A 21958-nucleotide genomic window follows, 5' to 3' on the forward strand; every position below is an offset into this window, starting at 1 on the left:
TAATGAAACCCGAGATGTCAGAATTTTCCTACGGCTTCGCCTTCACCAACGAGCTGATCACAGCGCCTAGCACTCATGTAGTGGCTGCCCCTGAGTTTCCTTCACTCCAGAAGGAGGGAAAACCGGGTGGCGGCTACGACGTGAAGATTCCTTTCGGATCGCCACTGTTTCTGCAGTTCAAGCTGAGCCATCGCTTGGAGCGCACAAACTGCAAGGAATATACGCTGATGGGGGGCGCCTACTACCGTTGGCACCTCCATGCGTTACGGCATTCCGCGCAGCATGATTTGCTACTGGAGCTCGAAAGCACGGGCAGTGAAGTCTACTACGTGGCCCCTGCGTTCCATCTAAGCGCCGAGCTCAATACGCATTACCTGTCGAAGCAAATCGTCGACAACTCTTTCGGGTTCCGCCCCAATGATATCGGCGTGCTGCCTGACGATGATGAGCACTACGTTGTGTTCAATAGCCATCCTGTGGCCTACCTGTGTTCGGATGACCCATCGCGAGTCAAAACCCACATGATGAGTGATCTTCTAGGTACCTCCCGGGATCAACGAGCCACCCGGGATCTGGATGAGAGCGGGATTCGCCAACTTGGCCAACTGATCGTCGACGCGCTCCGTAAAAGCAGAAGCCGGCGCCTGATCGGGCACAAGTCGGTCAACCCAGATGAGGTCGCGCGGGCAATCGATGCCCAGCCTACGCTTCGCACGCTTGCATTTATTTCGCGCACAGTCTTGGACTCCGAGCTGCTCATCGTCAGAAATGAGCCAACGGCCAAGCGCATACTTCGCAAGCGAGGGTAGGTGGGGAATGCGTCGATTAGGCCCTGGACTCAAGCTGCGGTCTTGAAGGGCTCACCGCGACCGAGCAAATGTTGAGTGCTGGGAGAGCCATGTACGCATTCTGTCAGGCAACCCACTGCCTACGATCAGAAGCTGAAAACTAAGATTTACCTTAGTTTTTGCGGTTTTGTCACAGTTGACTAGAGAATCTAAGCTATGGCTTAGTTTTTCCCGGCTGCACCAAAGCGTTGGCTCTAGTGCGGGGGAGCATCCACCGCTTGGGTGGCCTGCCTAGTGTTGAATGTGATCATGCGTGCAGGCTTTCCGTGACTGGTATCCGATCATTTTCGAGCCGGGGGGGGGGCACCTGGACTGAGCACTTCCCCGGTCATGAGCTTGCTCGACCGAGGCTTGAGCGCTCAGGAGAGTAGGGGGCTCGTATTTTCCAAAGTGCCTTGTCAGTGGCAGATGACTGGGCAAACGATCTAGCGTGCGGCGCCTTCAAGCCCCGGGTGGCCAGCGCATAATCAGTCATCAACGCATAGCTTTCCTGAGCACGTAAAGCCGACGGAAGACTTTGGAGGTAAATACGCACCAGCTCTTTTTCTGCACAAGACCGTTCGCTGGAGCCCTCGGCATGCGAGTCAGGCTGCGTCAGCAGTCCATGAAACATCAGAACCATATATGCATCCAAATGTAGGCCGGCCATTGCGAACGGCTAACAGCCTTGAGCCTTAGAGATCTCAGCATCTGAATCTATAGAGCAGGTGCTATGAAAGCAAACATCTGGGCGGCGTCAGCCGTGCAGACGAATGTTTGTCCGATTAACTTTCGTCAATCACCCAGAGTACAGGAGCAGCTTTAATATTTGCGCGAGAATAAGTTCATTGAGAACAAGGATTTGCGCTGGGGCCAGTATGGCTGAGTTCCATTTTCCAATTTACTTTCGTCACGCGGCACACCAAGGAGAGATTTGGTCGCAGGCGGTGGGCACCAAAAATCAGGGGCTACAGAGCGGTTTTTTCCAATTTAGTACTGACAGAAAAGGCGTAGCCGGGTTGAGATAGTACGTCAGTTGTGCAACCTAACTGGTTGGCGTGGAATGCTTTCCGATTAAGTCGTCCACGTTTCCGATTAATCAGTGGGGGTCACAGATTTATCATTTTTAGCTAACAGTCACAGGAAGCAGGCGTTGTTGCAAGGGCGCATAGCGCAATACATGATTTAACATAATATACATTACACGTAACAAGATATTACAGATCTAGCCCAGTCACACACTGGAATTGAATCTCCAGCATCACCTCCAAGCACCTTGAACCTCGCCGATTCCCATCCCTGAAATCTCCACCTCTCAATCATCGTCACGCGTCAGCATTTCTATCAGCACTCGATGCTGTGGAAACCGCGCCGACAGTTTCCGCCGATCACCCATCTCCATGTCCGCAAAATCGAATCCAGGTGAAACCGCTTCACTGATCAATCCAAATCCGTTCGAACCGCTCAGCAAGCGTGAAGCTTTCCAGATCCCGCCTGGTACGTGTAATTGCAATTGCTGACCGCTCAAAACTTCGCTACCCATCATCAGCGTTTGCAGTGAACCGTCAGCATGAATGAGGCTGTACTCAATGGCGTCGCCCAAATGGAAATAATGCAGAATGTCGGATTGGTTGAAATGGAACTGGCCCACCGGCGAATCTTCGGTCAGCAGATAGTAAATCGAGGTCATCAGGTATCGAGGACCACCCGTGGTTTCGAGCATTTCTCTATGATCAGCCTGATAGGTTCTGCGGAAATAGCCGCCTTCGACGTGAGGCTCTAGGTCCAGCGCTTTGATGACGTCCTGTGCAGGGTTTTGGTGTGAAATCATGGCCTTATCCGTAAAATTGGCAGTGTTTGACTTTAGCTCTACTAAACGGTCATTTAGTAGAGCTAAGTATTGACTCTAGTCGATGCCCTCCTCCAAAGGCACCTTCAGCGCGCCCTGATGCTATGCCGGGCGGTAATCACCGAACCCACGTGAACGCCTGAAATGTCCCCGCTCATCACTTTTCCTGCACGGGCCATTTCCCAGGCATCGCGGGCCTCGTCCAAATCACGGTTAAGTGTTTCCGGTGTCTTGAACGTGGTGTACAGAGTGATCAACGTGAGCAAACTCAGATAGCAAGCGATCGGCAGCCATGCATTGATGCCCGCGCTGGCATCGCCGTCATGGCTCGCCACTACCAGAGCGATGATGCCAGCCCCGATCATCGGCGCAATCCCCCCGGCGATGACCGCGGACACTTCCCGAGCGATCGATACCCCCATATAACGGTGACGCGAGCCAAAGAGTTCAGGCATCAACGCAGCCTGGGTGCCGAACATGCCCCAGGTCCCGATGCCCAGCGCGATGGAGATCGCAATGATGCTCGCCACGACATGGCCAAGACTCAGTACCCACCACACCGGAAATGCCAGTGCCAGTTGTAGCACTGCGAAAGCCCGGTAGACCACGACACGACCAAACCGGTCGCTGAGTTTTCCCGCAATCGGCACGGTCATCGCGCCGAGGCAGGCTGCACAGATCAGGGTCAAGACGCCCACCGGCCCTTGCAAACCCACGACGCCGACGATGTAGCTCACCGCCAAAGCCTGGTATATCGATGACCCACCGTTCTCTCCAAGGCGCAGCCCGATACCCAACAATAAAGTCGGTCTGGAGTGTTCCATCGCACTTTTCAATGGGTTGTCGCAGACACGCTTGAGCGCCTTGAGACGCACGAACGTCGGTGATTCCTGAAGCGACATACGCATGTACAAGGCCAATGCCACGATGACCACACTGCTGAAAAACGGCACGCGCCAAAGCCCGCTCTCAATGACGTTGTCATTGCCGCTGACCACCAGGAAATACACCAGCGCCGCGAGGATGGTGCCCAACTGAATACCGAGGAATGGCAACGCCGCGTAGAAACCGCGCCGCCCCTCGGGCGCGTATTCGGTCATCATCACTGCCGCTCCGGCCTGCTCCGCCCCGGCACCCAGCCCCTGCAAAAGGCGCAGGACGACTAACAATACTGGTGCCAGATAACCGATCTGATGGAAGGTAGGCAGTGCGCCAATCAGGGTGCTGGAAATACCCATCAACAGCACCGTGGACGTCAGCACGAACTTGCGCCCTACCCGATCACCCAGCATGCCGAACAGTACGCCGCCCAAGGGGCGTACCGCAAAGCCCAGAAAGTAGGTGCCGAAACTGGCGATCAGGCTCATGGCACGGCTCTGCTCGGGGAAGAACAGCGGCCCGAAGATCAGCGCCGAGGCCAAGGTATAAAGTGCGAAGTCGTAGTATTCAAGGGCGCTGCCCAAAGAGCAGGCCCAGGCGGCGCGATGCAGGTCTTTCTTTTGTTCGCGCGCGTCGGGGATCAAAGCAACGTCGGATGGTGAATGATCATGAGCCATCGTGTTACCTCCAGGTGCCTTTTTGGCATCTTGTTATTCACGGGTAGTGGGATTGCTTACAATTTCAGGCGCTGTATTTCCTCGAGCATGGCCTTCTCCATGATGTCGATGGGCGCGTCTCTGCCGGTGTACAGCTCGATCTGCCGACAAGCCTGATGCACCAACATGCGAGTGCCGGCGACGGTGCGGCAACCCAACGTTTTGGCTTGCAACAGCAGCGCGGTCTGCACCGGCATGAAAGCCACATCCATCACAATCAGGTGGCTGGCCAGAACGCCGTCCAGCGGGTTGCTCTCGGGCTGTTTGAAACCTACGGAGGTGGCGTTTATGACGATGTCGAACGACGTCGCCGCAAATGCTCCGACGTTGCCGCCCCACCGGGCGCCAAGATCCTCGGCCAGGGCGGCACCACGTTCGATGCTGCGGTTGAATACCGTGACCTCCGCCGCTGCTTGCAGGCAACCGTAAACCACCGCGCGAGCTGCTCCGCCGGCACCGATCACAGCGATACGCTTACCACTCAGCTCGGTGACTTCTTGCAGGGCGCGCACGGCTCCCAGGTAGTCGGTGTTGTAACCGGTCAACACGCCCTCGACGTTGTTGATGGTGTTGACCGCACCAATCACTTGGGCCGATTCGTCGATCTTGTCCAGACAAGGCATGACTGCAGTTTTGTACGGCATCGAAACGTTCATGCCGCGCACGCCCAGCGCGCGAATGGCCGCCACGGCCGCAACCGGATCTTCGACGCCGAAACAGACAAAGGTGTAGTCCAGGCCCAATGCGGCGTAAGCAGCGTTGTGGATTTTTGCCGAGAGCGAAAACGGCGACCCCATGATGGATCCACACAAGGTTGGCAGGGATTGAGGCATGTTGGTGTCCTTCACGAGAGTTAGACGACGCTGGTCAAGCCACCATCGACGAAAAGGGTCTGGCCGTTGACGAAGTCGGAGGCTGACGAAGCGAGAAACACCGCCGCACCGCATAGTTCCTCGACATTGCCCCAGCGTCCGGCAGGCGTTCGTTGCATCAGCCAGTCGGAAAAAGCCGAGTCATCGACCAGCGCCTGGTTCAGTTCGGTTCGGAAATAGCCAGGGGCCAAGGCATTGATCTGCAGGCCATGCCTGGCCCAGTCGGCGCACATGCCACGAGTGAGCATGCGCACGGCCCCTTTGCTGGCGGCATACGGTGCGATAGAGGCGCGAGCCAGTTCGCTTTGTACCGAGCCGATGTTGATGATCTTGCCGCGCCGGCGAGCAATCATGTGTCGGGCCACGGCCTTGGACACGTTGAAGACGCCATCGAGATTAGTGCTCATGAGTCGATGCCAGTCTTGCGCACTCACGTCTTCAAGCGCCTGACGATGTTGCAAACCGGCGTTGTTGATCAGAATGTCGATCGGGCCTGAGCGGTGTTCCAGCGCATCGATCTCGGTTGCAACGGCCTGGTGGTCGGTCACGTCGAACAATGAATATTCCGCGTCCAGCCCCTCATCCCGTAACAACGCGCAGGCACTTTGTGCGCGTTGGGCATCGCGACCATTAATCACCACCTGAGCGCCCGCCTGTGCCAACCCGCGCGCCAGAGCAAGTCCAATACCTCGCACCGAGCCGGTGATCAGCGCCCGACGCTGATTCAGGCGAAAGTTATCGATCATCTGTGCCTCCCCTTCTTGGTTTTATGCATAGGGCAACGACCCCACTTTCGACCGCTTCCGCCCCGGCGTGCCAATCGTTTATGGTGATGCCGTAATCACCGATCGTGATCACCAGAAACACCATACGGATCAAGAGGATCAATGGAACTCAAGCATTTGCGGGCTTTTGCAGCGTTGGCTGAGGAACTGCACTTTGGTCGTGCGGCAGCGCGTCTGCACATCGTCCAGCCGGCGTTGAGTGCGCAGATACGCGCACTGGAAGACGATGTTGGCGCGCTGCTGTTCGAACGTGATCGTCACGGCGTCGAGTTGACCGAAGAAGGTGCGCTGTTTCTCCCCGAAGCCTTGGCAACCCTGCGTCAGGCCGCTCGGGCCCGTGAAGTGTTGCAACAGGCGGCAGCCGGAGAAGCCGGGGTGCTGCGTCTGGCATTTGTGTCGTCGACGCTGGCGCACTTGTTGCCAACGCTTGTGCGTACGCTGGAGCAGCGCTACCCGCGCATCGAGCTGGAACTCAAGGACATGCCCTCGCTGCCGCAGACCCGGGCTTTGCTGGACAACGCCCTGGATTTCGGTCTGGTGCGCTTACCCTTGAATGTGCCTGGCGTACACACCCGTTTGCTCTTCGAGGAGTCGCTGGTGGTGGCGCTGCCGCAAGACCACGCACTTTGCAGCCAGGCTCGTATAAAACCTCAAGATCTGGCCGGATCTGCGGTATTGGTGCTCGCGCGCAAATTCGCGCCCGGTTTATACGATCAAATGCTGGCGGGTTTTCATCGCCGCAAAGTGACGTTGACCATCGCCCGGGAAATGGGTGAGTTCACTACACAATTGGCATTGGTCGCTGCCGGGCTGGGCGTCGGTATTTTGCCAGGTGGCGCCGCTTCAGCGCTGCCAGTCGGCGTGGTGACCCGGCCACTGGCGCTGCCCATGAGCGGCGCGGGCATCGGTGTGGCCTGGCTCGGACTGGAAAACCCACGGAAGCGAGCATTGATGACAGTGCTGGACGAACTCTATCCAGTGTAAGAAATACATCCAATGTTCCGGCAACTGATGTTTGATCCCCTCAGTGAGTGAGTTTCAGACGCTAAGGGCAGCATCATCAGCGCCGGTCTGGACGTGATCGAATCGGCAGTGAAAAACAGCTGGCTCTCACACCGCAAACTCGTCACCGCACGGAACGGGAATGACTCAAGGTAGCGTTCGCTGATCGCACGACATCAAGTGCCGCCCCTCCTTCACTGGCCAATTGTTTGGCAGGCTATGCACACCGGTGCAGTCACCGTGATTCAAGCGGTTTTTGCAGCCAGATTTCGCTGTCTAGTCAACATGAAACATGGGGTACGCCTTGATCGATAAAACGTTTGAATCCATCGCTGCCGCACTTGATGGGATAGCCGATGGCTCGACCATCATGGTCGGTGGTTTTGGTACCGCCGGCATGCCATCCGAACTTGTGGATGGTGTGATCGCCTCGGGCGCCCGCGAGCTGACCATCATCAGCAACAATGCCGGCAATGGTGAAATCGGTCTCGCCGCCTTGCTCAAGGCTGGGCGGGTTGCCAAGGTCATCTGTTCGTTTCCGCGCCAATCCGATTCCTACGTATTCGACGAACTCTACCTGGCCGGAAAGGTACAGCTTGAAGTCGTTCCGCAGGGCAACCTCGCGGAACGCATCCGCGCCGCCGGTTCAGGCATCGGTGCGTTTTATTCGCCAACAGGCTATGGAACGCTACTGGCTGAAGGCAAGGAGACGCGGGTGATCGACGGCCGCAACTACGTGCTGGAAATGCCGTTGCACGCCGATGTGGCATTGATCAAAGCAGAAAAAGGTGATCGCTGGGGCAACCTTACCTATCGCAAGGCTGCACGTAATTTTGGGCCGATCATGGCCATGGCGGCGAAAACGGCTATCGCTCAGGTCAACCAGATCGTCGAGTTGGGCGAGCTGGATCCCGAGCACATTGTCACACCGGGGATCTTCGTTCAGCGCGTAGTTGCCGTGCCGCTCGCCCGTCTTCCGAAAGCCAACGCCAACTGAGGTCCGCCATGACTGTTTTGAACAAACTTTCGCGTAGCGAAATGGCCCAGCGTGTGGCCGACGATATTCTTGAAGGCTCTTATGTGAATCTCGGCATCGGTGTGCCGACGCTGGTGGCCAATTATCTGGGTGACAAGGAAGTGTTCCTGCACAGCGAAAACGGTGTGTTGGGCATGGGCCCGAGTCCCGCGCCGGGCGAGGAAGACGATGATCTGATCAATGCCGGCAAACAACACGTGACCCTGCTGGCCGGTGGTGCGTACTTTCATCACGCCGACTCCTTTTCAATGATGCGTGGTGGACACATCGATATCGCCGTTCTGGGTGCTTTTCAGGTCTCGGTCAACGGTGACCTGGCCAACTGGCACACCGGTGCTGAAGGTTCCATTCCGGCCGTGGGCGGCGCCATGGACCTGGCGACTGGCGCACGCCAAGTGTTCGTCATGATGGATCACCTGACCAAGACAGGCGAAAGCAAGTTGGTGCCGCAATGCACCTACCCGCTGACCGGCATTGGCTGTGTGACGCGGATTTATACTGACTTGGCCATCCTCGACGTGACGGCTGAGGGCTTGCAGGTCAGGGAGATTCTGGCTGATATCAGCTTTGAAGATCTGCAATCGCTCAGTGGTGTGCCGCTGATCAAGTGACGGGGTTCGTCGGTTCGCGCCCCCCTGCGCCGGACGACATTGCGTACGTCCGGCGATGGATTCTGACGCTTGAGTTTCAAAACCGCAGGGCCAGCGCTGGCGGTCGAGGCTGATCAGAGTGCTCAGACGAGAAAATCTTCCACCAGTTTTACCCAGCAATCGGCGCCCAGTCGGATCAGCTCATCATTGAAGTCGTAGTGCGGGTTGTGCACAGAGCAGCCGTGAAACTCGCCCTCACCATTGCCCAGCAAGAAATAGCACCCCGGCACTTCTGTGAGCATCCAGGCGAAGTCCTCGGTACCCATGACCTTTGGTCCTCGGCTTTGCAGGTGGCCAGGTTCAAAAAGTGGTTCAAGGCTTTCGCGCACTCTTTGTGTTTCGGTGGCGTCGTTGATCAGTGCCGGGGCCAGCGGAGTGAATTCCAGGTCAATGCTCACGCCGAATGATTGCTCGTGACCGCGGATGATCTGCTCAAGTCGCCGATTGATCTTTTGCTGAGTCTGCGGAGTATCGGTACGCACGCTGATCAGCATGCGCGCCTCATCAGGAATGATGTTGTAGACACTCCCGGCCTGGAGCATGCCGATGCTGATCACCGCGTACTCTTCTGGGCCGAGATTGCGCGACTTGATGGTCTGGATCGCGTTGATAAGGCTGGCCACCACGGGTAGTGGATCAACCGACTTCTCTGGCATGGCGCCGTGTCCACCTTGGCCGGTGATGAGCAGTGACACACGTTCCGAGGACGCCATGGTCGGCCCCGCCTGAACCACGGCCGTGCCCAAGGGGTAACCGGGCATGTTATGCAGCGCGAAAATCGCATCGCAGGGAAACCGTTGGAACAGGCCGTCGTCGATCATCGCCTTGGCCCCACACAAGCCCTCCTCATCCGGTTGAAAAATCAGATTAAGGGTGCCGTTGAATTCGCCATGGGTTGCGAGCCGATAAGCCGCCGCGAGCAGGATCGCGGTGTGCCCGTCATGCCCGCAAGCATGCATGCGATCGGCAATCTGGCTGGCATGCGCAAAGGTGTTTTTTTCTTGCATGGGCAGCGCGTCCATGTCGGCGCGCAGACCGATACGGCGTGGCCCCTCGCCTCTTTTCAGGACACCGACCAAGCCATGCCCGCCGATACCGCGATGCACCTGATAGCCCCATTGCGTCAGTTTGGCGGCGACCAGTTCAGCGGTGTTCGGGGTTTCGCCGCCCAACTCAGGCGCAGCATGAATTTGTCGGCGCAAGGCGATGAAGCTTTGCAGTTCGGTTTCGCTTAACGCTGATTTATTTTGTTGGTTGCGCATGGGTCAGTCTCGTCCAATGTTTTCCGGGAACAGTTTCAGGCAGCACAGGCTGATCACCCCGCCGACAAGCAGGTAGAACGCCGGAGCCGTGGGTGTGTCGAGTGCCGAGGTTAGCCATGTGGCGATCAACGGCGAGAAACCGCCGAACAAGGTGACGCCGAAGCTGTAACTCACCGAGGTGCCGAGCGCGCGGTGGGGCTTGGCGAAGGCTTCCATGATCATCGCGAAAAACGCCCCCGAGCCCACGCAACCTGGCAGGACCAGCAGTGCAACGATCAGCATCGCGATGTACAAGTCAGTGGTATGCGACAACAGCCAAAGTGCGGGCCATGCTGCGATAACCGGTAAGGTCATCGTCCAGACCAACAGTTTTTTGCGCAGACCGTGGCGGTCGGCGTAACGCCCTGCAATTGGAGTGATGATCGCCAGGCACGCGGCTGCAACGCAGGCAATCGCCAAGGCGCTGCGCTGCGGATAATGCAGCGCGCTCACCAGATACGCCGGCATATAGAAAATGAACAAATACATGCCGATGGTGGCGCTCGCCATCAGGCCGGTGGCGAGTGCGGTGTTGCGCAGATCAATGACCTCGCGCCAGCCGGGTTTGCGCACGGTTGAAGGGGCGGCGCTGATCGTGGTCTGTTCAAGGGTTTCCGGCAGGCAGCGGCGGATGTACCAGCCGACAGGGCCAATCAGCAAACCGATGACAAAAGGAATACGCCAACCCCATGCTTCCAGGTCGGGCGCGGTCATGACACTGCTCAGAAGAAGTCCGATGCCAGCCCCGACCAGCGCCGCGTAACCCTGACTCGCAGCCTGCCAACTGACGTTGCTGCAACGATTGCCGGTCGCCGACGATTCCATCATTAACACCGAGGCGGTGCCGATTTCGCCGCCAGCGGAAAAACCTTGAGTCAGCCGGCCGATAACCAGCAGAGCAGTGCCCAATACCCCGGCTTGCTGATAAGTGGGGGCGAATGCGATCAGCGCTGTACCTAGAGTCATCAGTGCGATGGTCAGCGTTAGCGCGGCCTTGCGCCCTTTCCTGTCGGCGAAACGGCCAATCACCATTGCTCCGACCGGACGCATCAGAAAGCCCACTCCGAACGCCGTCAACGACATCAGCAATGAGGCGATCGGCGACTGGGCGGGGAAAAAGTTCTTGGCGATGATCACGGCAAAAAAGCTGTAGATCGTGAAGTCGTACATCTCTAGGGCATTGCCGAGGGCGCACGCTACCGTGGCTTTTCTTGAGTTGGATGTGGCCGGATTGGAACGCATCGTTCCGTCGGCCAGGGAAGTGTCCGAATGCAGGGTCGTCATGGCACGCTCCGATTTCTTATTGGCGTTATGCGAGACCAACTATCGGGGAACTCCGAAGACGAATCACTTGCGCTTTTTGCAGGCAATTAACCACTGGTTAACTTGCTTGCGTCACGTCCTTTGAATGCGCCCTACAACGGTGCCGCGCGAGGGCTTGAAGGCGGGTATCGCACCAATGGCTTCCATTCTCCAGACTCATGCAGTCGCCGAATCGAGGTGATCGGGCTTGTTTTTGTGATCTTTGCGCACGCTTGTCGCCCTCAATGCACCGGTCATTCGCCAGCAAATTAACCATTAGGCATAGCCATGCAAAATTGACCATTTCCGCCGGTTTTTATTTTCGTGGAGGCTGCGATCCATCAGCCATCACGTCTACGGAGCGTCTGAAATGGTTATGTCCGCCGCGCGCAATTGTTCATTGACCGCTTTGCTGTTGGGGCTCGGGGCGCCGACATGCAGCCAGGCTGAGGGATTTCCTGCGATCGCCCGAGTAGCGCCGGGATTTGGCTATTACAACGTCGATAAGGGCTACACCGACAAGCTCAATGTCTACGGCACGCTCGATGCTTTTGTGAGTTACCAGGACTCGGGCCATCACTCCGGAAGCAAACTTGCGGGCGGTGGCGCCTGGACCAATAAGCTCGGGCTTTACATGCGCAAGGCACTCAACCCAGACACGGTGCTGGAGTTCGACGTCGAGGAAGGTTTCAACCTCAATGGCCAAGCGCTCGACGAGCATTGGAAGCAGGTCGGCACGCTACGCTTGGCGGTGGCGGCGCTGCGTTCGCGGGAGTACGGCAAGTTGGAGTTCGGCAAAACCTATGGCATGGGCACGCCGACGTTTGCTGATCCTTTCCTGGCCACCTACGGTTCGCCCTATACCTACCTGACCAGCCCGCCGGCCGGGCGCGGTGCCTATTATCTGGATATGCGCCCCAAGCACACCGTCGCCTACACCACGCCCAAATTCGCCGGTTTCAGCGTGGCCACCGCCGTGAGCCTGGGCTTGAACGATACCGCCAGCTCCGGCAAAACCGTGCGCGGCAAAGGCATGAGTGTTCAGTACAGCAATGCGCGATGGATATTGCTGGGTTCATTCAATGATTACTTGAGCGATCCATGGGACGACGGCGACCGTCAGCGGCAGACCCACAACTACTTCAAAAGTGCTTCGGCGTTTTATGACTTCGGGCCGCTGTCTGCCAATGTCACCTGGCAGCGCCAGGACGTCGACTACCACGCCACACCGAGCATGAGCGCATGGACGTTGGGCCTTTCCGCGCCCGTCGGCAAAGCCGATGTGGCGCGCATGGCACTGGTCAAGCGCGACATCGAATTCGGCGACAAGGACGCCACCGGGATCATGCTCGGCTACGACCATTTCCTGAAAAAGAACTGGGCCATCTACGGTCGGCTCGCCCTGATCGATAACCGCCCCGAATCCGCCATCAGCTATGCGGGAATCCCCCTCGAGCAAACCGGCGACGACCCCAGCAACCTGGCCGTCGGCATGTACTACCACTTCTAGTAAGCCGGCTCTGCCGAAGACTCAGCGGCCAATTTGGATTTGAGACCGTTGAACAGATCTCTCGCCGGCGACGTCAGCGAATGGCGGTCAACGCACACCAGATAAATCGGGTATTCGGGGATGACCTCTTCGACTTCGACGAGGACCAGTTCCGGTACCCGTCCCGGCGGCAGTGCACTGCCCAGCGCCAGATTGCTCAGGGTCATGAACGCATCGGCATTCTCGACCAGGCGCAAGGCCAGAAACAACGAGGCGCACTCGATGACCTTCTGCGGCGGGTGAATATCGTTGACCTCGAACATTTGGTAGAACTGTGAGGATCGGTCGTCTACCTCGTCCAGGCTGATCCAGTTGGCGTACTGCAATTGCCGCAACGAGGGCGAATGCCGCATCGGGTTGTTCGGACTGCATACCACCGTGCCCTTGATCCGGTGCAGGGCTTCCCAATCGAGATTCAGACGTTGAGTGTTTTGTTGAGACGTCAGGGCAAAGTCCAGCGTCCCGTCGCGCAAACGCTGGACGATATGGCTGGGGCGCAGCTCGATCAGCTTGATCCGCACGCGAGGGTTTTTCGCTTGGTAGTCACTGATGCACTTCTCAAAACCCGGCAGCATGGCGGTCAGTGAAGTGACGCCGACAGCCACCTCGCCCACAGCCATGTCGTGGATATTATCGGCCTCGATTTGCAGGCGCCGCATGCTCTCGACCGCCATGTGCGCATGCCGGATGATCCGCCGGCCTTCGTCAGTCAACGACATGCCTTTATAGGAACGCTGCAGCAGGGTCAGGCCCAGTTCGCGCTCCAGATCCTTGATGGAACGGCTCAACGCAGGCTGGGTGACATGCAACATCTGCGAGGCTTCATTGATGCTGCCGCACTGGTTGATCGCGACCAAGGCTCTGATTTGATGGAATTTCACGGTGTGCGACTCGCTTTTTATTTGGCGCCAACCATAAAGCAAGATGCCGGCCAGTTACCACTCTGTCGCGAGTGCAGCTCGCCAGGCTAATGCGGATTCGGTTCAGGTTGAACCTCTGTCGCTGACGTGGACTCCCAGATCTAAATCCAGGAGAAACGTATGACCCAGACAGCTTTGGTCGTGGGCGCCAGCGGCATCGTCGGCAGCGCCATCACCCAGTTACTCATCGATAACCAGTGGCAGGTCGCCGCGCTCTCGAGGCACCCGTCGCAAGTGCAAGGCGTGATTCCTGTCGCAGCAGACCTTCAGGATCCTGCTTCGCTGGCACGGGCGCTGGCGGATTTGAAAGCCACTCATGTGTTCATTACCACATGGTCACGGCAAGCCACGGAGGCCGAGAACATTCGTGTCAATGCCGCCATGGTTCGCAATGTCCTCGACGCCATTCGTCCAGCCAAGAGTGTCAAGCACGTAGCACTCGTGACGGGCCTGAAACACTACCTCGGCCCATTCGAAGCTTATGGTAAGGGCAGCCTTCCGCAGACACCGTTTCGCGAAGACCAGGGGCGACTGGATGTCGAGAATTTCTACTATGCCCAAGAAGACGAACTCTTCGCCGCGGCTGCAAAGGACGGCTTCACCTGGAGCGTTCATCGCCCGCATACCGTCACCGGGGTTGCTGTAGGTAATGCGATGAACATGGCAACCACCCTCGCCGTCTATGCCTCGATTTGCAAACAGACCCATCGCCCTTTCGTGTTTCCAGGATCAAAAGTGCAGTGGGACAGCCTTACCGATATGACGGACGCCCGGCAGTTGGCGAAACAACAACTGTGGGCGGCCACCACGCCGGCTGCAGCCAATCAGGCATTCAACGTCACGAATGGCGATGTATTTCGCTGGAAATGGATGTGGAGCCGAATTGCCGACTACTTCGACTTGCCTGCTGCCGATTATCCCGCTTCACTTTCGCCGCTCGAGAAGCAGATGGATAACGACCAGGCAGCATGGACGCAAATGGTTGCGGAATACGGTTTGAAGGAACCTGATATTGGTCGCCTGGTGTCCCCATGGCACACCGATGCAGATCTTGGTCGACCCATCGAAGTTGTCACGGATATGTCGAAAAGCCGTGCAATGGGCTTCACTGCGTATCAAGCAAGCGATCAGGCATTTTTCGACGTGTTCGACAAACTACGCGAGATGCGCTTGATACCCTAGGTTCTGCCAGCAACGCTGTCTGATTTTTCCACCGAACCAACCGCGCTACTCCCATCACGATAATTTCACATTGGCGGGTGAACGGTTGTGACAGCTCCTTAGTTTCCCGACCCGTGCCCCCATCCTCTATCGCAACACCAGCGAATCTGAGGACTTCATCGTGAAGTATCTGGAAAAGCGGCCTTTGAAGATCGGAGGTGAGGAATGCATCCAGTAACACCTGACGGTCGTTACTTCGTTGTCAAAGGGCAGCTGTGGCGCTGTTCAAATCCATCATTGCAAGAGGACGTGCGCCAGCGTCTCGTCGATGCACTCATGGCAGCTCGACGGGAGGTGAAGAAAGCAAAGGATGCGGAAGACGAATCGCAGATGAAGCGCGCTCGGGAAAACGTACAACTGGCCAAAGTAGCGCTTGGTGAGCGGGGCCCTGTTTGGTGGGTTGATGGCAGTCCTGATTTCAATCGATTCCGGGTCACTAACTCGCCTTATGCTGAATGGTTCAGGTTGCTTCATGCGTCTGATTAACCCTTGGCTCAAGGCGGAAGCAAGGCGATGGAAACCGCAGTGGCATCCATGCGCTGCGCTTTCTCCGCTTCGATATCTGCGAAAGACGGAACGACTCAGAGCATATGTTTTCGAAAAATTGAGCGCCTCGAATTTCAAGGGGCGAGGAGAAATCTTATGACTGAAAAAAGCTCCGTTTCATCAAAAAAAAGCAAAGCATTGAAAGATTCTGCTCTCGTCTCGGACGTGTCAGAAACAGGCTTAACAGATGACGAACGAGTGGTCAGGGAAGATGAGTTCCTTGGCGACGAACCACGTGTGGAACCCGGCCCAGCCGACTTGGAAAGACTCAAGGATTAACGTCAGCACCCTTGGTATTCGGTGCGACCGATATTTCGAATACGCGATATCTACTACCCGAAATTTGCTTGATGGAGGTGTCACGTATGCGCCAGCAAACCTCATTCATTTTTGATCTGGATGGCACGTTGACTGATAGCGTCTACCAGAATGTTTTCGCGTGGAAAACCGCGCTCGACTCAGAAGATATACCGTTGGCCATGTGGCGAATTCACAGAAAAATAGGTATGAGCGGTGGACTGATGCTCAAGATGTTAGCCCGTGAGACCGGTTTGGAGATCAAACCAGACCAGGCTAAAAGGCTCAGCGATAAACATGATAAAGCCTACAAGGATCTGCAGGGTCAGATAAGCGCTCTGCCTGGCGCTGTCGACCTTCTCGAAACCTTAAACCGCGATCAGCTCAAATGGTGTATTGCGACCAGCGGTGGGATGGATACTGCGGCGATAAATCTGAAGGCATTGGGCTTGAATATCTCGGAGGTGAATCTCATCACCCGTGATGACGTCGAGTATGGCAAGCCCGATCCAGACCTTTTCCTCGCCGCTGCAAGCAAACTCAATGTACCCATCGAAGATTGCCTGGTGATCGGTGACGCCATCTGGGACATGCTTGCCGCACGACGCTGCAAGGCCACCGGTATAGGGCTGCTTTCAGGTGGTTATGACACAGGAGAGCTTGAACGTGCAGGTGCACTCCGAGTCTACGAGGATCCTCTGGCACTGCTGCAGCACCTGGACGAGGTGGCTTCCCGTCCGTGAGCCTTCTGTAGACACTCATTCAAATGCCCCCCTGCCAACGTATTGGCAGAAGACGCCGCGCCTACAACCTGAACAGAGCTACGAAGTCAGCCCAAAAGGGCCTTGTCAGGCCCTTTTGTATTTAAACCAAAATCACTTGGCCAACCAGCACTCGACAGTCGCGGAGCCGTGCTCAGCTTTCCAGTCTTTCAACGTCTTGTGATTACCACCCTTGGTTTCAACAACACGGCCCGCACTTACAAGGAGTAGCGCCCGAGGTCTCTCGCCCGGACAGCCGATATTAATATCTGTTTCCAAGCGACAATAGGCCCCGAGTTGATTCCCTGTGCATGGCCGATGCTCCCTTTCTTATTGATGAGTATCCGCCTCCTCAGCCGGATAAACCTCTCGACTGGCCAAAGTATCACCAGCTGCTCTGGCGCTAGCTCCTTGAGGTAGTGATCCATCGATTCGCAGATCGAGTAGCGTCCGCACAGGGTGTCACCCGTCGAATTGTCGTACCTATGAGATTGACCGCAAGCGAAGCAAATCGTTAACTGTATATACGTACAGCTAACCTCTTAAGGCTTGCATCATGAGCATCACCATCCTCGGCCCTCTCGCGTCTGGCGGCATAAAGCTGCCCTTCTATTCATCCAGGGTGCCGGCGGGTTTCCCCTCCCCTGCGGCTGATCACATCGAAAAACACATTTCCCTCGATGAGCTGTTCGATATCCGCGCGCCGCACGTGTACCTGGTGAGAATTGATGGAGACAGCATGCAGGGCGCCGGCATCTATTCAGGGGATCTGGTGGTGGTTGATCGGAGCATCGATGCGGTCAGCGGCGATATTGTCATCGCAGCACTCAATTCCGAGCCCTTCTGCAAGCGTCTGCTTCTGCGCGAGAACGCCGTGATGCTTTTGTCAGAGAATTCAAAATACCCGGCAAGGCATGTCATGGAGGGCGATGAGCTGGTGATCTGGGGTGTGGTGAAATACAGCGTGCGCAATCATGAAAACACTTGAGCCAGTCTTTGCCCTGATTGACTGCAACAGCTTCTATGCGAGCTGCGAGCGAGTGTTCAGACCCGACCTGGCAAAGACACCTATCGTGGTGCTGTCCAACAACGACGGCTGCGTGATCGCGCGCAGCTACGACGCCAAGCCTTTCGTGAAAATGGGCCAGCCGTACTTTCAAATCAAAGATCACCTTCGCCGGCATGGAGTCGTGGCCTTCAGCAGTAATTACGCTCTATACGGCGATATGAGCGAACGCGTCATGACGATCATCGAATCGATGGTGCCAGCGCTCGAGGTCTACAGCATTGACGAGGCGTTTGCCGATCTGACCGGCGTCCCAGGCGATCTATGTGCTTTTGGGCGGCATATGCGTTCCACTCTTTTCAAGCGCACGGGGGTTCCAGTCGGGGTGGGTATTGCCCGCACCAAAACCCTGGCGAAGCTGGCAAACCATACCGCCAAACGGCTGCTGGATATCACCGGTGGTGTGGTGGATCTGTGTGACCCGTTCAAACGCGACTGGACGCTGCGCAACACTGATGTCGGCGAGGTCTGGGGCATCGGCAGGCGCATGAGGGCCCACCTGGAAACAATGGGCATCAAGACCGCCATGGACTTGGCGAAAGCCGATCCGTGGATGCTTCGCCAGAAATTCAGCGTGGTAATCGAAAAGACCGCTCGCGAGCTTGCCGGCACCTCCTGTCTGGAACTGGGTGAAGCTGACCCACCCAAGCAAGAGATTTGCTGTAGCCGGATGTTCGGCACCCGGCTCACGCAGATCGAGCCGATCAAGGAGGCCGTCGCCACCTACACCCAGCGCGCGGCGGAAAAGCTCAGAGCGCAAAACTCGCTGTGCAAGAAGATCCGCGTGAGTATCAGGACAGGCATGTTCAATCCCGAAGAAGCGAAGTACGCGAACGGCGCACTCGTCGAACTCCCCTACCCGACAAACGACGTTCGACTCATGACCAAGGCTGCGACCGAAGCGGTCAATCGCCTCTTCCGACCAGGCTTCAAATACAGCAAAGCGGAAGTTCTGCTGATGGATTTGCGCCAGCCCGGTGAATTCACGGACGACCTGTTTGCACACTCCCAGCCTGTTACGGCGGACAAGGTGATGACCGTGCTGGATGAAGTCAATGGTCGTTGGGGAAAGGGAGTTCTTCGCCTCGCCAGCGTGCCGGCGGCGCCTGATTGGGCGATGCGCCGCGAGTTGATGAGTCAGAGCTACACGACGAAGGTTGATCAGCTGTGGACGGTAATGGCCCGGTAAGAGGTCGTTGAAAGCGGAGGGTAGCCTGCATGAGCGGGCCATCGTATCGATTGCAAGTCGATAGCACTTTTCACGCTCACCCTACCTCCAATGACATGTGCGTTTCTCCTGACAACCTGGAGGTCTCTATGTCGATACGCAAGATCGTTCTGCTTTCCTGTCTGAGTGCGGCACTCGCCGGGTGCGCAGGCTCGCCCCAGGAGCCCCCTCCCACCACCATGCAAGTCGACCTGCAGAAATACCAGGGCACCTGGTACGAGCAGGCCAGGTTGCCTATGTTCTTCCAGCGCAATTGCCAGCAGTCAGAAGCGCATTACGGTCTGCGTGATGATGGCCGCATTGACGTCACCAATCGTTGCAGGGAACAGGATGACGAATGGAAAGAGGTACGCGGAATTGCCGAATCGCAGCAGCCAGGCAAAACAGACAAGCTCTGGGTGCAGTTTGATAACTGGTTCAGCCGCATCGCGCCAGGAATAACCAAAGGCGAGTATTGGGTGCTTTACCACGACCCGGCCTACCAGTTCGCACTGGTCGGCCACCCGAACCGGGAATATCTCTGGGTGCTTTCACGCACCTCTGAAATTAACGGCGTCAACCGTGAACAGCTGGTAAAGATTGCTCAGCAACAGGGGTATGACACCAGCAAACTGATCTGGCGTCCGGCAGACCCGACCAAGCCCTAGTCCACTGGGCACCTTACGCCCGGAGACCTTCGAGGAAATGCACATGCTCAAGAAATGGATACTGCTGCTATGCATTGGCCTAGCAAGCTGCAGCCAAGTGGATGTGCAGACCTACAGCCACGAGACGCCCACGCTTGAGTTGCGCGAATTCTTCGAGGGCCGGGTCGAAGCGTGGGGCATGTTTCAAAAGCACTCGGGCGAGGTCACGAAGCGCTTTCATGTGGTCATCAATGGCCACTCCGAAGGCCGCAGACTGATCCTCGACGAGTCGTTTACCTACAGCGACGGTACTACGCAAAAACGAGTGTGGACGCTAACCCCTGCTGGCCCTGGCCAATGGCGCGGAACCGCTGGCGACGTGGTGGGCGAGGCGCTTGGTGAGGTGGCAGGCAATGCACTGCGCTGGAAATATGTGCTGAACCTGCCGGTGGATGGCAAGGAGTATGAAGTTCATTTAGATGACTGGATGTACCTGATGGACAAGAACACCCTGATAAATCGCTCGTTCATGAGCAAATTTGGTGTAGAGGTCGGCCAGATCACTTTGTTCTTTCGCAAAGAGCCTTGAGGCCGAGGGTGACTGCTCCATGATGGTACTGCCACGGATGACGCTTTGCGCTTTCAATGAATGCCTCTCTACACCGTCTTCACGTCATCGACCGGCAATGAAGCAACCATTTCTGCCCGGCACACCTCAAGAATTTCATCAGCAAGTGCGGAATCATCCGGGCAGGCACGCGACAGAATAATAGCGCCGACGGCCCGCGACAGCAGGTCGATCATCTTCTTGCGCCCCTCACCCGCCTCGGTCTCCGGCCCTGTCGGGTACTTCTCGCCCAGGGTTTGCAGGGTGTGCTCAATGCCTTGGGCAAATGTCGCTTTCACCTCATCTGACTGGCGCGCCGCGTCGCCGCCCAACGCGGCCATGGTGCAACCGTCACCACGTCCGTCGCGATGCTCTCTGTTCACGTAGACGTTGATGAAGCCCGGCACATCCAGCGCCTGAGCGCCGGTCAGCGATTTGGCCAGACTGCACGCCGAGGCTTCGGCCATTAGGTCGGCCTTCGACCCGAAGTGTTTGTAGAAACCGCCATGGGTAAAACCGGCGGCCGCCATGAGATCGGCCACGCCGACGCCGTCAAAGCCGCGCTCACGGAACAGCTCTGAGGCCGTTTCAACGATGTGCTCTCGATTGGCCTGCGCCTGGGCCTTGGTCACTCTCACGTGCAATACCTCGTGTTTGCGGGGAAATCCTGCGCCCGATAATACATAGATGTTGGCCATAATCAAAACCGTTGACAGTTTAGATTTCGATCATCATCCTAATTGCTCACACCATCGATCTTCATCAACGGCCACGGAAGAAACATCAGATGACCGAGCAAACCCTGTTCTCCCCTTACACGCTGGGCAAACTCACTCTGGCGAACCGCGTCGTTCTCGCGCCGCTGACACGCAACCGCGCCGGTCAAGGTTTCGTCCCCAGCGAATTCGCGGCGACCTATTACAGCCAGCGCGCCAGCGCCGGTTTGTTGATCAGCGAAGCCACGCAAATCTCCCGACAGGGCCAGGGTTACCAGGACACCCCGGGGATCTACACGCCGGCACAGATCGACGGCTGGCGCGGCGTGACCGACGCTGTGCATGCCAAGGGCGGAATAATCTTCCTGCAACTGTGGCATGTCGGCCGCGTCTCGCACGTCGACCTGCAAGAAAACGGCGCCGCCCCGGTGGCCCCTTCTGCGCTGCGCGCCGCCACCAAAGTGTTCGTCAACAACCACTTCGAAGACGTCTCCGAGCCGCGCGCACTGGACATCAGCGAACTGCCGGGCATCGTCAACGACTTCCGCCAGGCGGCGGCCAACGCGATCGCCGCTGGCTTCGATGGCGTGGAAATTCACGGTGCCAACGGCTACCTGCTCGACCAATTCCTCAAGGACAACTCCAATCTGCGCACCGATGCTTACGGCGGCTCGATTGAAAATCGCGCGCGTCTGTTGCTCGACGTGACGGCGGCTGTAGTCAGTGAGATCGGTGCAGACCGCACCGGTGTTCGCCTGTCGCCGGTGTCGCCGGCCAATGGCGTCTCCAGCAGTGATCCGCAGGCGCAATTCGATTACCTCGTCGAACAATTCGACGCCCTCGGCGTGGTTTACCTGCATGTGGTCGAAGGCGCGACCGGCGGTCCGCGTGACGTGGCGCCCTTCAATTTCGCCGCCCTGCGCCAGCGCTTCAAAAACACCTACATCGCCAACAACGGCTATGACCTCGATCTGGCCACCTCACGGCTCGCTGAAGACCAGGCCGACCTGATCGCCTTCGGTCGCCCGTTCATTGGCAATCCGGATCTGGTGGAACGCCTGAAACGTGGCGCGCCGTTGTCCGCGTTCAATCCCGCCACCCTCTATGGCGGCGGCGCGGCAGGCTACATCGACTACCCGACACTGGCTGAATCGAGCGTCAGCGCAAGCTAAGCGCACTCTTTTTCTCACCTCCTCAAAGAG

Annotated in this window: 22 protein-coding genes and 1 pseudogene; 14 read left to right on the forward strand and 9 right to left on the reverse strand. The window is 57.2% G+C overall.

Annotated features, from left to right (window positions below; all coding sequences use genetic code 11):
- Window positions 1-2: 2 nt before the first annotated feature.
- Window positions 3-809 (forward strand): hypothetical protein, encoded by an 807-nt coding sequence (locus ACQ4MY_RS03565; RefSeq protein ID WP_008372988.1) that lies wholly within the window; start codon window positions 3-5, stop codon window positions 807-809.
- A gap of 1333 nt (window positions 810-2142) precedes the next feature.
- Here the strand turns inward: ACQ4MY_RS03565 and ACQ4MY_RS03570 are convergent.
- From ACQ4MY_RS03570 to ACQ4MY_RS03585, 4 genes are all read right to left on the reverse strand, one after another.
- Complete coding sequence (locus tag ACQ4MY_RS03570) at window positions 2143-2658, reverse strand: cupin domain-containing protein (RefSeq protein ID WP_440093768.1); 516 nt, start codon at window positions 2656-2658, stop codon at window positions 2143-2145.
- A gap of 104 nt (window positions 2659-2762) precedes the next feature.
- On the reverse strand, window positions 2763-4232 hold the full coding sequence (locus ACQ4MY_RS03575; RefSeq protein WP_440093770.1) for an MFS transporter: 1470 nt from the start codon (window positions 4230-4232) through the stop codon (window positions 2763-2765).
- A gap of 56 nt (window positions 4233-4288) precedes the next feature.
- On the reverse strand, window positions 4289-5104 hold the full coding sequence (gene aroE / locus ACQ4MY_RS03580; RefSeq protein WP_440093772.1) for a shikimate dehydrogenase: 816 nt from the start codon (window positions 5102-5104) through the stop codon (window positions 4289-4291).
- Between the two features lie 20 nt (window positions 5105-5124).
- Window positions 5125-5889, reverse strand: coding sequence for an SDR family oxidoreductase (locus ACQ4MY_RS03585; RefSeq protein WP_440093774.1), 765 nt, complete (start codon window positions 5887-5889; stop codon window positions 5125-5127).
- Window positions 5890-6030: 141 nt separating this feature from the next.
- Here ACQ4MY_RS03585 and ACQ4MY_RS03590 point away from each other — a divergent pair, with 141 nt between their 5' ends.
- The 3 genes from ACQ4MY_RS03590 to ACQ4MY_RS03600 all read left to right on the forward strand — a co-directional run bounded on the left by ACQ4MY_RS03590 (window position 6031) and on the right by ACQ4MY_RS03600 (window position 8577).
- Window positions 6031-6912: a LysR substrate-binding domain-containing protein gene (locus tag ACQ4MY_RS03590; protein ID WP_158831388.1), complete on the forward strand. Its 882-nt coding sequence runs from the start codon at window positions 6031-6033 to the stop codon at window positions 6910-6912.
- A gap of 322 nt (window positions 6913-7234) precedes the next feature.
- Window positions 7235-7927: a 3-oxoacid CoA-transferase subunit A gene (locus ACQ4MY_RS03595; protein WP_440093775.1), complete on the forward strand. Its 693-nt coding sequence runs from the start codon at window positions 7235-7237 to the stop codon at window positions 7925-7927.
- A gap of 8 nt (window positions 7928-7935) precedes the next feature.
- The gene (locus tag ACQ4MY_RS03600; RefSeq protein ID WP_440093776.1) at window positions 7936-8577 is read left to right on the forward strand and encodes a 3-oxoacid CoA-transferase subunit B; all 642 of its coding nucleotides are present in this window, start codon (window positions 7936-7938) and stop codon (window positions 8575-8577) included.
- A gap of 122 nt (window positions 8578-8699) precedes the next feature.
- Here ACQ4MY_RS03600 and ACQ4MY_RS03605 read toward each other — a convergent pair whose 3' ends face one another.
- Together ACQ4MY_RS03605 and ACQ4MY_RS03610 are read right to left on the reverse strand one after the other, a co-directional pair.
- Complete coding sequence (locus ACQ4MY_RS03605; RefSeq protein WP_440093778.1) at window positions 8700-9878, reverse strand: M20 aminoacylase family protein; 1179 nt, start codon at window positions 9876-9878, stop codon at window positions 8700-8702.
- A 3-nt stretch (window positions 9879-9881) separates the two neighbouring features.
- On the reverse strand, window positions 9882-11201 hold the full coding sequence (locus ACQ4MY_RS03610) for an MFS transporter (protein ID WP_440093780.1): 1320 nt from the start codon (window positions 11199-11201) through the stop codon (window positions 9882-9884).
- A 388-nt stretch (window positions 11202-11589) separates the two neighbouring features.
- Between ACQ4MY_RS03610 and ACQ4MY_RS03615 the strand changes: the two genes are divergently transcribed.
- On the forward strand, window positions 11590-12729 hold the full coding sequence (locus tag ACQ4MY_RS03615) for a porin (RefSeq protein ID WP_440093782.1): 1140 nt from the start codon (window positions 11590-11592) through the stop codon (window positions 12727-12729).
- Here ACQ4MY_RS03615 and ACQ4MY_RS03620 read toward each other — a convergent pair.
- The gene (locus ACQ4MY_RS03620) at window positions 12726-13649 is read right to left on the reverse strand and encodes a LysR family transcriptional regulator (RefSeq protein ID WP_440093784.1); all 924 of its coding nucleotides are present in this window, start codon (window positions 13647-13649) and stop codon (window positions 12726-12728) included. The two genes, ACQ4MY_RS03615 and ACQ4MY_RS03620, sit on opposite strands and share 4 nt — an antisense overlap.
- Window positions 13650-13808: 159 nt before the next feature.
- Between ACQ4MY_RS03620 and ACQ4MY_RS03625 the strand changes: the two genes are divergently transcribed.
- From ACQ4MY_RS03625 to ACQ4MY_RS03640, 4 genes are all read left to right on the forward strand, one after another.
- A complete protein-coding gene (locus ACQ4MY_RS03625; RefSeq protein ID WP_440093786.1) occupies window positions 13809-14870 on the forward strand; it encodes an SDR family oxidoreductase in 1062 nt (353 codons plus the stop codon).
- A 204-nt stretch (window positions 14871-15074) separates the two neighbouring features.
- On the forward strand, window positions 15075-15395 hold the full coding sequence (locus tag ACQ4MY_RS03630; protein WP_008077454.1) for a hypothetical protein: 321 nt from the start codon (window positions 15075-15077) through the stop codon (window positions 15393-15395).
- A gap of 156 nt (window positions 15396-15551) precedes the next feature.
- Window positions 15552-15734 (forward strand): hypothetical protein, encoded by a 183-nt coding sequence (locus tag ACQ4MY_RS03635; protein ID WP_007917639.1) that lies wholly within the window; start codon window positions 15552-15554, stop codon window positions 15732-15734.
- 86 nt (window positions 15735-15820) lie between these two features.
- Window positions 15821-16495, forward strand: a complete 675-nt coding sequence (locus tag ACQ4MY_RS03640; RefSeq protein WP_440093789.1) for an HAD family hydrolase — start codon at window positions 15821-15823, stop codon at window positions 16493-16495.
- Window positions 16496-16627: 132 nt separating this feature from the next.
- Here ACQ4MY_RS03640 and ACQ4MY_RS03645 read toward each other — a convergent pair.
- A pseudogene (locus ACQ4MY_RS03645) lies at window positions 16628-16726 on the reverse strand (transcriptional regulator); the annotation flags it as partial.
- A gap of 343 nt (window positions 16727-17069) precedes the next feature.
- On the opposite strand from ACQ4MY_RS03645, the gene ACQ4MY_RS03650 reads away from it, so the two are divergent.
- The 4 genes from ACQ4MY_RS03650 to ACQ4MY_RS03665 all read left to right on the forward strand — a co-directional run bounded on the left by ACQ4MY_RS03650 (window position 17070) and on the right by ACQ4MY_RS03665 (window position 20022).
- On the forward strand, window positions 17070-17501 hold the full coding sequence (locus tag ACQ4MY_RS03650; RefSeq protein ID WP_008077459.1) for a LexA family protein: 432 nt from the start codon (window positions 17070-17072) through the stop codon (window positions 17499-17501).
- Window positions 17488-18768, forward strand: a complete 1281-nt coding sequence (gene umuC, locus ACQ4MY_RS03655; protein ID WP_440093791.1) for a translesion error-prone DNA polymerase V subunit UmuC — start codon at window positions 17488-17490, stop codon at window positions 18766-18768. Before ACQ4MY_RS03650 ends, umuC begins: the two co-directional genes overlap by 14 nt.
- Window positions 18769-18896: 128 nt before the next feature.
- On the forward strand, window positions 18897-19454 hold the full coding sequence (locus tag ACQ4MY_RS03660) for a lipocalin family protein (protein ID WP_440093793.1): 558 nt from the start codon (window positions 18897-18899) through the stop codon (window positions 19452-19454).
- 43 nt (window positions 19455-19497) lie between these two features.
- Complete coding sequence (locus ACQ4MY_RS03665) at window positions 19498-20022, forward strand: DUF3833 domain-containing protein (protein WP_440093794.1); 525 nt, start codon at window positions 19498-19500, stop codon at window positions 20020-20022.
- Window positions 20023-20090: 68 nt separating this feature from the next.
- On the opposite strand, the gene ACQ4MY_RS03670 is transcribed toward ACQ4MY_RS03665, so the two are convergent.
- A complete protein-coding gene (locus ACQ4MY_RS03670; RefSeq protein WP_440094253.1) occupies window positions 20091-20678 on the reverse strand; it encodes a TetR/AcrR family transcriptional regulator in 588 nt (195 codons plus the stop codon).
- A 149-nt stretch (window positions 20679-20827) separates the two neighbouring features.
- Here ACQ4MY_RS03670 and ACQ4MY_RS03675 point away from each other — a divergent pair, with 149 nt between their 5' ends.
- Window positions 20828-21928: an alkene reductase gene (locus tag ACQ4MY_RS03675; protein ID WP_440093796.1), complete on the forward strand. Its 1101-nt coding sequence runs from the start codon at window positions 20828-20830 to the stop codon at window positions 21926-21928.
- Window positions 21929-21958: the final 30 nt, after the last annotated feature.

Origin of the sequence: Pseudomonas sp. SM4 (assembly GCF_051913165.1) — a bacterium.
Taxonomy (GTDB): domain Bacteria; phylum Pseudomonadota; class Gammaproteobacteria; order Pseudomonadales; family Pseudomonadaceae; genus Aquipseudomonas.